Below are 12190 nucleotides of genomic sequence, written 5' to 3' on the forward strand. Positions count from 1 at the left end.
ACCTACGCCGACGACGGCGCCATGATCGACAAGGGCGTCGCCTTCGCCTCCAGCCACCTCGACGCGGGAACCGCTGGGGCGCCTGCGGTCCGGGGCTTCTCTGGCGGCTGAGCGACCGCTCGGCTACTGTTGGCCGGCTTTGGCGTTCAGGTAGCCGACGATCCCCTGCGTGACCGCGGCGGCATACCTCGCCCGGCCGTCGGGGCTTTGCATCCGCGCGGCGTCGTCGGCGTTCTTCATGTTGCCGAGTTCGACGAGCACAGCCGGGTACTGGGCGAGGTTCAGGCCCGCGAGGTCGTCCCGCCCGTACAGTCCGCCCGAGCCGATGTAGTTGGCCGGCTGGAAACCGGCCTGCACCAAGGCGTCCCGCATCGCGTTGGCCAGCTGGACGGCGGGACCGGCCTGCACCTCGTTCAGCGGCGGGCTCGAATAGTTGACGTGGAATCCGCTGCCGGACGCGGGTCCGCCGTCGGCGTGGATGCTCACGATCGCGTCGGGGCGCATCGCGTTGGCCGCCGCGGCGCGCTGGTCTACACAGGGGCCGACCGAACTGTCGTCGCCCCGCGACAGTTGGGTGCGGACGCCCATTCCGTTGAGCGAATCGTTGATCAGCGCCACGACCGCCCAGGTGAAGGCGTGCTCGGCATAGCCGTCGTTGGTGGCGGCGCCCGACGTCTGGCACGCCTTGGTTCCGCCGCGGCCGTTGGGCACCTGCTGGCTGATGGACGCGTCGTTCACGGCGTTGTGGCCCGGGTCGAGGAAGACGGCCGACCCGGCGACGCCGGCGGCGGCGCGGGGAGCGGTCATGAGCCCGGCGCCGAGCAGCGCCGGCGCCAATCTCAGCACGTCGCGCCGTGAGACGAATCCCGGGTCACTCACCGCGCGATGGTAACAATCAGACGTCGGTCAACGCCCGGGCCGCTTCGCGGAACATGGTCTGCTTGATCGCACCGAGGGTGCCGGGGTCCTTGCCGCCCAGCGGGCGCAGCAGGTCGGTCGCCGCCGCGGTCACCTCGCCCTCGGCGGCGGTCGCATCGACGATGCCGAATTCGGCTGCCTCTTCCCCGCCGAACCGCCGCCCCGTCGTCATCGAGGCCACCGCGGCGCGCGGCGTGAGCTTGGCCTGAATCAGCGCGGCCATGCCGTCGGTGAACGGAATCCGGATGTCGACCTCGGGGAAGCAGAAGAATCCGCGGTCGCCGCGCATCACCCGCACGTCGTGGGCCATGGCGAGCATGGCGCCGGCGCCGAAGGCGTGCCCGGTCACCGCGGCGGCGGTCGGCATCGGGAAGGTGAGGACGCGGGCAAGCAGGGCCTGCACCCCGGCGACGTAGCTCTGGGTCTGGTCGGAGTGGGCGCCCAGCCAGTCCAGGTCCAGCCCGTTGGTGTAGAACTTGCCGACCGCGGTGGTGACCAGGCCCTGGGCGCCGGCCTGCTGGATTTCGTCGAGCTGCTCGTTGATCGCGTCGAGAAACTCCGGGGAGAACCGGTTCTCGTTCTCGCCGAGGTGGAGCACCGCGATCTTGTCGTCCCAGGTGTACGTCGGTGTCATGGCGTGTCCTTCTCTCTGGTTGTGCGCCGGGGCTCCCCGACCTCGAGCACGGCGCGGACCGCGGCGCGCAGCCGCTCCCGCGCCTCGGGATCTTTGATCCTGTTGCGGCGCAACAGGATCGCGGTCGGCAGATCGACGATGCAGGTGGTGATGACGTCGACTGCCGCGGCGTCCTTGCGGTCCCACAGGCGGCGGGCCAGCCGAATCATGGTCTCCACCAGCAGCCGGTCCAGGTCGCGCAGCTGCGTCGCGATGTCGGGCGGCGTCTCCGGGCCCAGCAGCTCGTCGCGGCGCACGGTCAGCAGTAACCGCGACGACTCCGGGTAGCTGTCGGCGAACACCACCGGCGCCTCGGCCGCCGCCACCACGGCGGCGACGCCATCCCCCGCGGGCGCCGCGTCGATCAATCCGCTTTGCGCGCTGAGGAATCGGTGCCCGGCCCGCAACCAGGCGCGCCCGACGAGTCCCGCCCGTGAACCGAACGTGTGGTACAGCGCGCCGTTGGAGACCCCGGTCGCGTCGCCGACGGCTCTGATCGTGACCGATGCCGGCCCGGACCGCACCGCCAACCGTTCGACGGCATCCAGGATCTGGTCCTGGTCGTGGACACGGGGCCGGGGCACTCCGGCATAGTAACAGAGCAGTCGCTCTGTTATAGGCGCGCGGCCAGTTCACGCGATCGCACCACCGCCTTAACGCGAAATCCGTTTGACGGCGAACGCCGATCGGGAACCCCCCGCTCATGGGTAAGGTCACGCAGGTCAACGAAGAGATGCTGTTGGCGGACATCGAGCGGCAACTGGTCGACGAGTTCCCGCAAGTCCCATCGGAGGTCGTCGACGCCCTCGTCCGCGAAGAGCATGCCCGCTTCACGCACAGCCGCGTCCGCGATTTCGTTCCGCTGTTCGTCGAGAAACACACGCGCGAGCAACTGCGGATCCGGTCCAACTGAGGAAACGCCTACCGGCAAGATTCTCGGCTTTCCGCCCCGAGCGAGCGGATCAGCGCCTAGGCTCAGCAAATGATTCGGCAGGCGCTCGTCATCGGCGCGATGGTTGCGGCGGCCACCGGTGCGCCCGCGATCGCACGCGCCGACACCCTGAACTTTCAATCTCCGTCCGGGAACATCTACTGCGTGCTGGACAGCGCCTTTGTCGCCTGCGACATCAGCGACTTCGACTACCAGCCACCGCCACCCCCGGAGTGCGGCAAACACCTCGCCTGGGGTAACCGCTTCGTCCTTACCCAGGGTCAACCGGCCGCCATCCACTGTCACGGCGACACCCTGCGCGTCGCCGGCGAGCCGACACTCGACTACGGCCAGACCAAGTCCGCCGGGACGATCAGTTGCGACAGCGAGCCGTCGGGCATGACATGCACCGACAGCAGCACCGGGCATTACTTCCGTGTGTCCCGGGATTCCTACGATCTGGGCTGAGAGCCGTTCTCCTCGAACCTCTTACGTGACCGTACAAAATAGTATGGTACGGTCGGCGCCATGTCTGCGGTCGACACTCGCCCGACGTACGGGATCACCGACGACTTCGTCGCCCGGCTCGCCGAGCGCGCCGACGAGGCCGAGCGGCTGCGCCGGCTGCCCGCGGCGACGGTCGCCGAGTTCCGGGATACCGAGCTGTTCCGGCTGTTGCTCCCCTCTCGCTTCGGGGGCATCCAGGCGTCGTTTCCCGAACTGCTGGAACCGATTCGGCGCATGGCGCACGGGTGCGCGTCCAGCGCCTGGACGCTCGGCTTCTACGCCCTGCACAACTGGATGCTGTCGCTGTTCGACATGCGGGTCCAGGAGGAGGTGTTCGCCTCCGGGCCGGTGCTCGCGCCCGCTCCCCTGGCCCCGACCGGGCGCGGTACCCCGGCCGACGGCGGGGTGCGCCTGACGGGCCGCTGGTCGTGGGCCACGGGCGCGATGGACGCGGATTGGGTGATGGTCGGGGCGCTGATCGAGCGGCCGGACCGGATCGATCCCGCACTCGTGCTGGTGCCCGCCGACCAGGTCGAGGTCGTCGACACCTGGCAGACCGCCGGGATGCGGGGCACCGGCTCCCACGACGTCGTCGTCACCGACATCTTCGTTCCGGAACATCGCACGGTCGCGGTGGCCGACATCTATGGCGGAACGGCGCCGGGGGCGAACGCGCATGGGGTGCCGACGTACCGCTGGCCGATGGTCCCCGCGCTCGCGCTGGTGGCGTCCATGCCGGTGCTCGGTGCCGCCGAGCGGGTGACCGAGCTGTTCGCCGAACGGCTGGGCGGGCGCGTCCTGGCGTACAGCGGTGCGGCGCAAAAGGATCAGCCCGCCGCCCAGATCCGGCTGGCGAGTGCGCGGGTGCGGTTGCGGGCTCTCAGGGCGCTGGTCGACGAGACGGCCGGCGGCATCGACCGGATGGTGGCCGCCGGCGAGCGGGTGCACCGATCGGCACGGGCGGAAGCGCGGCTGGCGGCGGCCCACACGGTCCACGAAAGCCGGGCTGTTATCGCCGATTTGCTGAATGCCTCCGGGGCGAGCGCCCAGTTCCTGTCGAACCCGCTGCAGCGCTTCAAGCGCGACGTGGACATCGCGGCCGGGCATGTGGTGTTCGACTACGACGTGAGCCGAGAGTTGGCCGGGGCGTTGGCGATTGGCGCCAAGATCTCCCCGATCGCGATGGTCTAGTCCTTGAGCATCAGCTCGAGGAACCGCTCCCGCTGGGCGATCTTCTGCGCCTGCTGGGCCGAGCCGGCCAGGTGCAGCAGCCCGATGCCGGCGGCGAAGGTCAGCTCGGCGCGCAGCTTGGCGTCGTCGGGGCTGAAGCCGTAGTCGCTGTAGGCCTTGGTGACGGAGCGCAGCAGGCGCCGGTCCGCCGCGCGGATGTTGGCGGCGGCGGCCGGGTCGGTGCGGGCCCATTCGCGCATCGCGCGTTCCAGCGTCCAATGCTCGGGGCTGGTCAGGGCGGTCATCATGGCGGACAGGCGTTCTCGCGGGGGCAGCGCGTCGAGTTCGGCCAGCGACTGGCGGTCCTTTTCCAGGAAGGTGTTCCACGAGTCGACCAGCGCGGCCCGGTAGCTGTCCATGTCCTGGAAGTGCCAGTAGAAGCTCCCCCGGGTGACGCCCGCCTGCTGGCAGAGCCGCTCGATCTTCAGCGCGCGCACCCCCTGCTCGGCGAGCAGCGTGTAGCCGGCCTGCAGCCAGTCCTCGACGGACAGGCGCGGGGGCTTGCGCGCGGTCACAGGTGAAGGTTACGGGGGACGCTTCCGGGCGCGAATCCGTCCGTCATGAGGCCCCTGCGTTGGCCCGGGTGAACTCCTACCCAACACATGGCAAAGCGGAGCGGTCGGCCGGACACATGGGTGTAATGTCCGGGTTTGCTAGCCGACAAATTCCTGTTAACTCTTGGCACGCTTGCTGGGGTGCCGAAGGATCAGGGGGTGCCGTGACCGAGGTGTCCGACGCGTCGGCGACGGTCGACAGCGACGAGGTCGTGGTGTCGTTCCAGGACGAATCCCTGCTGCTGGGCGGGGACCCCGCCGCCGTCGAGTCCTATCTGACGCGGCTGCGCGCGACCGCCGGCCACGCCATGCGCGTCGCCGGCATCGACAGCGCCTCGCTCGCGAACGCGGCGATCGCCGGGCTGGCTTCGTTTCTGGCCGACTCCGGCAAATACGTGCAGTTGCATCGCGACACCGTGGAGGCGTTGAAGGAAGGCAACCTCGTTCCCCTCGGCGAGGGCTTCTTCCGGCTGACGACGGGCGTCGACGCCGGGGAGCTCCTGGCGCAGCTGCAGTGGCAACCGGCGGTGCTCGGCGCGGAAGCGATGATGTCAGCGCAGATGATCGCGGTCCAGGTGGCGCTGAAGTCGGCGGTCGCTGAGGTGGAGGACGCCGTCCGCCGCGTGGAGGACAAGGTCGAAGCGGTGCTCGACGTCGCCCGCGCTCAGCGCGCCGGTGATGTCCTGGGCACGAGCCTGACGATCTCGCGGATGGTCGACTCTTTGGACAAATTCGGGTCGCTGCCCGATGCGTACTGGGATTCGGTCGCCATGCTGGGGCCGGCCCTGAACGTCACCGTCGAGCAGCTGCGCAACCACGTGAGCCGCATCCTGACGTCTTTCGATCACACCCTGGGTGTGCAGCAGCGCGCCGGGAAGCTGCGAAATGCCATCAGCGAGAACCGGCTTGGCGACACGCTGAGCCTGCTGGTGATCGCCGAAGAGGCGCTGCACAAGTGGCAGCGGCTGAATCTCGCCCGCATCGAGGCGAAGGAGCCCGAGCAGCTGTTGCGGGCGATCGACGAAGCTCGCGAGCTCGTGGACCACCACCTGCGCGAAGACCTCGACATCTACCGGAGCGCGAAGGAAGTCCTCGACCGGTTCGGCAAGACCGCGGCCATCGACGGCTTCCGCTTCTGGGCGGTGCGCGAGCTGGCCAAGCAACGCGGCGCCCTGCGCGACGAGCTCGACCGCTTCGCCGCGGCCCGTCAGCACCAGGTCGAGACCTGGGAGGACTTCCACATCCCGAGTGTTTTGGATGCTGCCGTCGCCACGTTGGGAGCCGTCGGAAGCGTTACGGGCCGGGTGTTCGTGACCGTCGGTCGTGGGGTCGTTTACTTGGGCGGGCAGGTCGTCGGGCCGTTCCGGGGACGTGGCGATGAAGGCTCTCAGGCCAGCTCTGGGCTCGAGGAACACCAGCCGGCGTGCTGATTGGGCGGTGGCGCCGCGGACTGGTTGTGGCGCAACGGAGGTCGGCGTGATCGATTTGGGACTGTCGGGCAAGCGTGCGGTGGTGTCGGGCGCGGGCTACATCCCCGAGCGCGCGGGCCACGGCTGGTTCACGTCACTTGCGCTTGCCGAAGCGGGCGCCTCGGTGGCCTGCATCGACATCGACGAGCAGCGCGCGGAGCAAATCGCCGGCGAGATCGTCGGCCGGGGCGGCACTGCCGTCCCGATCGTCGCCGATATGACCGACCCCGTGCAGGTCGGGCGGGCGATCGATGACGCCGTCGCGGCGCTTGGCGGTGTGGATGTGTGCGTCGACATCATTGGTGGGGCGACCTGGTCGAAGGTCGAGGACTTCACCACCGAATTATGGGACACGGCAATCCATTACAACCTGACCCAGGTGTTCTACCTCTTTCAGGCCGCGGCCAGGTACATGATCGGCCAGGGCAGCGGTGGATCGCTGGTGGCGATCGCGTCGGTCGACGGCATCGCGTCGGCGACCTACCACGCCGCCTACGGGGCCGCCAAGGCCGGCGTCATCTCGCTGGTCAAGACCTTCGCGGATGAACTGGGCCGGTACGGGATTCGCGCCAATGCGGTCGCGCCGGGCAATGTGGGCTCCGGCAACGAAGACCAGCCGCCGAACGAGTACAACGTCAACGGCATCAATCCACTGGCGGCGCCCCGGGCGCACGACATCGCCAACGCCGCGTTGTTCCTGTCCTCCGAGCTGGCGGCCCGCATCACCGGTCAGACGCTCGTCGTCGACGGTGGTGCCACCATCCGCCAGTTGTGGGGATTGCCCGAATCGATGATCCCCGCGGACCCGGAGGAGGCGCTGCCGGACTTCATGAAACCCGGGCCCTCGGCGGGCTAGCGCTGATGGATTAGCGGCAGGCCGGGCACTGAGCTTCTGCCCTTGAGCACGTACGGGGTGCTGATTGAGCCGATGTAGATGTCGCGCATGTCCTGACCGCCCCAGGCGATGCTGGTCGGGCTATTTAGTGACGCGCCGTCGGGGTCTTCGATCACTACCGTGGCTCGGCCGTCTGGGCTGACCGCCACGATCTTGTTGGCGAGAACCAGTGTGACCCAAAGGTTTCCCTCCGCGTCGAACGCGCACCCGTCGGCCATCCCCCAGCGACGGCTTGTTTCTGGGTCGGCCAGGAAACGGCCGTGGTCGGGGCCGAACTCGTCGGGGCGACGGCCACCCAGCGGCGGGCCGAATCGTTCTTGTGGCCCGAGTGTTTCGCCTTCGATTGGAAACCGCACCACGTCGGCGGTCAACGTGCGGACCACATAGAGGTAATCCTCGTCGCGGTCCAGCGCCATGCAGTTGGGGAAGTTCACGCCTTCGGCCACTACGTGCGCCGATTGACGATCCGGCGCGCCGCGAAAGATGAACCCGTCAGCGGTGCCGTGCGCGATGGTATTCATGAGATCGTCCGCCACCGTGCTCACCGAACACCACAGCGCGCCGACCGAATCCACGCACACAAAGTTCAGCCATCGCAGCGGACGTCCGTCGAGTTGTCCGCGCAGCACCGCCGTGATCTCGCCTGTTTCCGGGTCGAGATCCTGCAGCACACCCAAGCCCCAGTTGGCGATCAGAAAGTGGCCGTCGCGATCCAGAGCGATCCCATTCGGCTCGCCGCCGGCCTGGCCTATGTGCCGAATAGTGTGCTCATCGATGAGTTCTGCGACAGCAGAAGCCCTGTCGGAGGCGAACACCCGGCCCTCACCAGCCACCACAACATGTTCCGGGCGTTGCACACCGCGCCCGATGGCGTGCAAGCCGGTGACCTCTATCCGGGTCTCGCCCGTTGTGGCCATCGATACCCCTCGTGGATTTGTAGCAGCCAGATGTGAGGCTAGTCGAGGCGGCGTGATGCGGATCGGAGCGAGGGTTTCCATCGCACCCGCCACATGTGGGCCGCGTGGAGGCAGCAGCGCACGCGCAACGAGCTTGCGGGTGAGGCGTTGCCGCTCGCCGTGCTACTCGGATGCCGATCACACAACGATGAGGCTGTGGACGCCCTGGACGGGGTACAGCGGATGGTCGAGGCACCCGTGCTGATCTGTTGCATCGCGCAGGCAATCCTCGCCGCCCGCCAGGGGATAGAGGCCGAGCCCGTAGTGGCAATGTGGCTGGCGTCGCGCCTGGCCGCCGAGACGTTCGCGCTCGACTTGGTCCCCACTAGCTCTGGAGGCCCGATCACTGGTTACCGGTTCGATCGGGCCGCGCACGATCTGCACCTGTTGCTGCCGGATCCGTACACATTCCAGTCGAGCCTGCTCATCGAGCACGTCAACTCCGAGCTGCCGGGAACGACCGTGGTGGGCGGCGTGGTCCGCGGTGCGCGCCGACGGATTTACAGTCCGCTTTTCCCGGCGTTTGTTGGTTCCAGCCGTGTTGGGCATGTTGGGAAGGTGCTGTTCAGAAAGTTTGTTCTGTTGATCGATGAGAGTGGTTGTCAGCTCTACTGCTGACGGTCTGCGGACGGACTGCCGACTGTCGTGCGCAGAGACCGCTCGTCGCGTGGCCGAGCCTCTGACTGATCAGATTGAGGACTCTATGGGAGCCTCTGAGCTCCTACACGGCAAACGTGTCGGACTGAAAAATGATGTCCGAAAACGTCGCATGCCAGGGTTTCTGGGCTTCTACGCTGAGCCCATGGAGGAAGAGACCGGGGTGTGGTCTGAGGATGGGGCCGGGGTAATGAAACTGAACAGCTTGCGCCTCCTACCGAAGTGAGATCCGCAGCTTGGTCTGACGAGCAGCAGGAGGACCAGCCGGTTCGGGAGGGCCAGTCTTGGAAGCAGGTCGGGCTGATCGCGGCGGCGATCTTCGTCCCCCTCACCGCGCTCGTTGTAATCCTCGGTTTCTGGTTGCAGCAGCCTCGCAAGCCGCTCGTGCCAGAGCCCTCAGCGGTCCCTCATACAACGACTCCTATAGCCACGCCGCCGCCGGTCACCGTGACAGCACCTCCTCCCGCGACCATCACGCAAGCAGCCCCGCCACCAGTGACGGGGGCAGCTCCCCCTCCGGTGGCAGCTCCCCCGACTCAAGGGACATTCCTTGTCTGCCCTGATGGGCACTCGGGAGTTGCTACAGGCGTGACCTCTTGTCAGTTTGCAATGAATGTGCGCGGCAGCTACCTCAGCAACGGTGGTCCCGAAGTGATTGCATACAGCCCGATTACCGGGCAGAGCTACGACATGGAATGCGTTGCTGGTTACACAGCTCACCTAAGCACTGGCAGGACCGTTGACGCTGTTCGTTGTGTAGGTGGCAACGATGCCGTCGTCATCCTGTGGTGAGGTAGTCATTTCCAGGGCCAGCTACGCTGTCGCTTGGCCACCAAGGCAGCCTAGGTGTTCAGAGCCCAGCCCCATGCCGGCGAAGACGGCAATAGGTACACCACGCCGAGTACGCCCTGCTTCACAGACCTACGGACGGCTGCAGCTCTACGTGACCTACCAGCCTGTGAGCTCGTAGCCCTCAACAGCGGCTGTGAATGCATCAACTTCCTGCCCACGTGCTGTAGCAGAGTCTTATTGTGTCCTGACTGAGTTGCCGGGGGAGGCTCAAGTGGAGGGGACGCCGTTCGGGCGATACCGCCTGGTGGAGTTGCTGGGCCGTGGCGGCATGGGCGAGGTCTGGCGGGCCTTCGACACTGTGACCGAGCGGACTGTAGCAATCAAGGTCTTGCCGACACATCTCGCTGACGACAATGTGTTTCAGCAGAGGTTCCGGCGGGAGGCCAGGGCGGCGGCCGGGCTCGACGAGCCCCACGTAGTGCCCATCTTTGATTTCGGCGAAATCGAAGGTCGCCTGTACGTGGCTATGCGTTTGATCCAGGGACAGGACTTGCAAGGTCTGCTAAGCGAAGGTCCGTTCCAACCCGCCTATGCGGTTCGCATAATCGAGCAGATCGCAACCGCACTGCACGCCGCTCACCGAATCGGTTTGGTGCATCGCGACGTCAAGCCGTCCAACATTCTGATTACCGAAGACGACTTCGCCTACCTGATTGATTTCGGGATCGCACGGGCCGCCGGAGAGACGTCCTTGACTAGCAGCAACATCACCCTCGGCACCTGGGCCTATATGGCCCCAGAGCGTTTCAAGGGTATTGCCGATGCCCGTGCCGATGTCTATGCACTGGCGTGTGTGCTCTACCAGTCGCTTACCAGCAAACAACCCTTCCCGGGCGAGAGTCTTGAGCAACTCGCCACCGCCCACATGTTTGAGCCGCCCCCGCAACCATCCATGGTTCAAGGCGGCGTCCCTCGGGCGATGGACAAAGTCATAGCGAAAGGAATGGCCAAAGACCCCGAGCAGCGGTACCGAACGGCGAGAGACCTGGCAGAGGCTGCACGGACAACACTAACCACTGGGGAGCAATCCGAGGCTGACACCATGATGGCTGACACCCAGGCGGCCCCTACCGGCCCGACAGGAGCGCCGCCGCAAGCTGACTCAGGTGACACGAAGTCAACAAAGGCTCGTGTGATTGCCGTTGCCGTAAGCCTCGTGCTGGTCGGAGGATTAGCCTTCCTCGGCATCAAGCTTTCTCCGAAGCCTGAGAGCCCACCGACTACGGGAACAGCATCGGCCAAACCGACGTCCGCTACCACCCTTACTCCTCAGACCCCGCCTCCTTCGCCAACTGCCGCGGCCACTGTTCCGCCTCCGCCTGCGACCACGCCGACAGTCACAATGTCGTCCGCATATGCCGAACCAACCGAAACGGGAGTCAGTGGAAGTTCTTGCAGCGATCTGGGCAAACTCGCTCGTGACGTCAACACCGGTAAAGAACTGTATTGCGCGATGTTCTCCCAAGACCACTGGATGTGGTTGGAAACTCCCACGAATGTGAACGGGGTCCATATCACAAATACATCGTGTGATCCCCGAGTAGAGGTAATGGCGAGATCGCCTGACGGATACCTGATTACTTGCCAAGCCCCTTCCGGGGCGATCTCTCCTTACAAGACAACGTGGCAACACTTCATGAGCATGCTCGAATAACGAGTGCTCTTATCACCTAACTGCGGCCACCGGCCAGGCGTAGCGTCTCACTCCTGGTCGCACCCAGTGAAGCCCTTCTTGATTCGATTGAGATTAGTTTCGCTTGGTGTGCCCGCCAAGGGCCGCCGACGTTGTCTTGAAACAGACGACATCTAAGACACCGGGGCGGGCGGTCCGAACCCGCCGCTTTCGTCGAGCTCGTGCTGTCTCAAAAGTTCGTCTCGGAAATAACTTTCTCGAATCCGCGATTCCAGTACTTATGAGTCACGGCTGACATACCCGGCGAGTAGCCAGTGAGCGTAACGAAGCCCATGTCGGCTGTCGCAATAGCCGACTCAAAAACAGCATCGCAACACTGACTAAGGCCGCGCCGGCAACGCCGAGAGCCACCCATCCGAAAGCAGTTCCAACAACTGCCCATCCGGATCCCGAACCATCGCCATCGCCTCGGTCACCGTCGCGTCAACCACCGCTCCCCCGAACTCCTCGACCTTCTCCAACGCCCCGGCAAGATCGGACACCGAGAACGAAATGTGCGTCAGCCCAATCTGATCCATGACGCGTTCCGCCCCGGAGTGCACCTGGCGCTTCGAGTAGTCCATCAGTTCGAGCACAAAGCCGTCGCGCACCAAGTAGGTCGCATGCACCCCGAGCGGCTCGGGAAGCTGGACCAGCTTGGAGGTCGGGCCGTCAGGCGGATCGAGCTCCCACCAGAACTGAAACCCGAGCACATTTTCGTAGAACCGCCGCGACCGCTGCCGATCGGAGACGCACAATCCGACATGGTTGAAGGTCGTCCGGTGACTACTCATCGTGGCCTTTCTCGGCAGAACCAGGCGCGTAATAATGCAAAGATAGTGTAAAAAGCACCTCGGCCGCGGTGGAGGACCAACC

Annotated in this window: 13 protein-coding genes and 1 pseudogene; 8 read left to right on the forward strand and 6 right to left on the reverse strand. The window is 65.9% G+C overall.

Annotation, left to right across the window (positions count from 1 at the left end):
• Positions 1 to 111: pseudogene (locus A5756_RS26305) on the forward strand (cutinase family protein); the annotation flags it as partial.
• Between the two features lie 12 nt (positions 112 to 123).
• Here A5756_RS26305 and A5756_RS20515 read toward each other — a convergent pair.
• The 3 genes from A5756_RS20515 to A5756_RS20525 form a co-directional block, all read right to left on the reverse strand.
• Positions 124 to 807 (reverse strand): Rv3717 family N-acetylmuramoyl-L-alanine amidase, encoded by a 684-nt coding sequence (locus A5756_RS20515; protein WP_082960067.1) that lies wholly within the window; start codon positions 805 to 807, stop codon positions 124 to 126.
• Positions 808 to 895: 88 nt separating this feature from the next.
• Positions 896 to 1552: an enoyl-CoA hydratase-related protein gene (locus tag A5756_RS20520; protein ID WP_066956745.1), complete on the reverse strand. Its 657-nt coding sequence runs from the start codon at positions 1550 to 1552 to the stop codon at positions 896 to 898.
• Positions 1549 to 2175 carry a TetR/AcrR family transcriptional regulator gene (locus A5756_RS20525; RefSeq protein WP_066956748.1) on the reverse strand — a complete coding sequence of 209 codons (627 nt, stop codon included), beginning with the start codon at positions 2173 to 2175 and terminating at the stop codon, positions 1549 to 1551. The genes A5756_RS20520 and A5756_RS20525 overlap by 4 nt, the downstream gene beginning before the upstream one ends.
• Positions 2176 to 2294: 119 nt before the next feature.
• Here A5756_RS20525 and A5756_RS20530 point away from each other — a divergent pair, with 119 nt between their 5' ends.
• The 3 genes from A5756_RS20530 (at position 2295) to A5756_RS20540 (ending at position 4220) form a co-directional block, all read left to right on the forward strand.
• The gene (locus A5756_RS20530) at positions 2295 to 2504 is read left to right on the forward strand and encodes a three-helix bundle dimerization domain-containing protein (RefSeq protein WP_231989216.1); all 210 of its coding nucleotides are present in this window, start codon (positions 2295 to 2297) and stop codon (positions 2502 to 2504) included.
• Between the two features lie 69 nt (positions 2505 to 2573).
• Positions 2574 to 2990, forward strand: a complete 417-nt coding sequence (locus A5756_RS20535) for a DUF6636 domain-containing protein (RefSeq protein WP_066956751.1) — start codon at positions 2574 to 2576, stop codon at positions 2988 to 2990.
• 60 nt (positions 2991 to 3050) lie between these two features.
• Positions 3051 to 4220: an acyl-CoA dehydrogenase gene (locus tag A5756_RS20540; RefSeq protein ID WP_066956754.1), complete on the forward strand. Its 1170-nt coding sequence runs from the start codon at positions 3051 to 3053 to the stop codon at positions 4218 to 4220.
• On the opposite strand, the gene A5756_RS20545 is transcribed toward A5756_RS20540, so the two are convergent.
• Complete coding sequence (locus A5756_RS20545; RefSeq protein ID WP_066956757.1) at positions 4217 to 4774, reverse strand: TetR/AcrR family transcriptional regulator; 558 nt, start codon at positions 4772 to 4774, stop codon at positions 4217 to 4219. The two genes, A5756_RS20540 and A5756_RS20545, sit on opposite strands and share 4 nt — an antisense overlap.
• A gap of 203 nt (positions 4775 to 4977) precedes the next feature.
• On the opposite strand from A5756_RS20545, the gene A5756_RS20550 reads away from it, so the two are divergent.
• Both A5756_RS20550 and A5756_RS20555 read left to right on the forward strand, forming a co-directional pair.
• On the forward strand, positions 4978 to 6243 hold the full coding sequence (locus tag A5756_RS20550; protein WP_232005373.1) for a hypothetical protein: 1266 nt from the start codon (positions 4978 to 4980) through the stop codon (positions 6241 to 6243).
• Between the two features lie 46 nt (positions 6244 to 6289).
• On the forward strand, positions 6290 to 7138 hold the full coding sequence (locus tag A5756_RS20555; RefSeq protein ID WP_066956760.1) for an SDR family NAD(P)-dependent oxidoreductase: 849 nt from the start codon (positions 6290 to 6292) through the stop codon (positions 7136 to 7138).
• Here the strand turns inward: A5756_RS20555 and A5756_RS20560 are convergent.
• Positions 7135 to 8187 carry an SMP-30/gluconolactonase/LRE family protein gene (locus A5756_RS20560; RefSeq protein ID WP_082960065.1) on the reverse strand — a complete coding sequence of 351 codons (1053 nt, stop codon included), beginning with the start codon at positions 8185 to 8187 and terminating at the stop codon, positions 7135 to 7137. The genes A5756_RS20555 and A5756_RS20560 overlap by 4 nt on opposite strands.
• Positions 8188 to 8289: 102 nt before the next feature.
• Here A5756_RS20560 and A5756_RS20565 point away from each other — a divergent pair, with 102 nt between their 5' ends.
• Both A5756_RS20565 and A5756_RS26740 read left to right on the forward strand, forming a co-directional pair.
• A complete protein-coding gene (locus tag A5756_RS20565; protein WP_369828709.1) occupies positions 8290 to 8751 on the forward strand; it encodes an FIST N-terminal domain-containing protein in 462 nt (153 codons plus the stop codon).
• Between the two features lie 1135 nt (positions 8752 to 9886).
• Positions 9887 to 11296, forward strand: a complete 1410-nt coding sequence (locus A5756_RS26740) for a serine/threonine-protein kinase (protein ID WP_369828710.1) — start codon at positions 9887 to 9889, stop codon at positions 11294 to 11296.
• A 359-nt stretch (positions 11297 to 11655) separates the two neighbouring features.
• Here A5756_RS26740 and A5756_RS20575 read toward each other — a convergent pair whose 3' ends face one another.
• Positions 11656 to 12108 (reverse strand): VOC family protein, encoded by a 453-nt coding sequence (locus A5756_RS20575; protein ID WP_066956772.1) that lies wholly within the window; start codon positions 12106 to 12108, stop codon positions 11656 to 11658.
• Positions 12109 to 12190: the final 82 nt, after the last annotated feature.

The sequence above is a fragment of the Mycobacterium sp. 852002-53434_SCH5985345 genome (genome assembly GCF_001667155.1).
Taxonomy (GTDB): Bacteria; Actinomycetota; Actinomycetes; order Mycobacteriales; family Mycobacteriaceae; genus Mycobacterium.

Excerpts from the sequence above, each read along its gene's own strand:
- A5756_RS20515 (WP_082960067.1), bottom strand. The coding sequence starts at position 807 with ATGACCGCTCCCCGCGCCGCCGCCGGCGTCGCCGGGTCGGCCGTCTTC.
- A5756_RS20520 (WP_066956745.1), bottom strand. The coding sequence starts at position 1,552 with ATGACACCGACGTACACCTGGGACGACAAGATCGCGGTGCTCCACCTC.
- A5756_RS20530 (WP_231989216.1), top strand. The coding sequence starts at position 2,295 with ATGGGTAAGGTCACGCAGGTCAACGAAGAGATGCTGTTGGCGGACATC.
- A5756_RS20535 (WP_066956751.1), top strand. The coding sequence starts at position 2,574 with ATGATTCGGCAGGCGCTCGTCATCGGCGCGATGGTTGCGGCGGCCACC.
- A5756_RS20540 (WP_066956754.1), top strand. The coding sequence starts at position 3,051 with ATGTCTGCGGTCGACACTCGCCCGACGTACGGGATCACCGACGACTTC.
- A5756_RS20575 (WP_066956772.1), bottom strand. The coding sequence starts at position 12,108 with ATGAGTAGTCACCGGACGACCTTCAACCATGTCGGATTGTGCGTCTCC.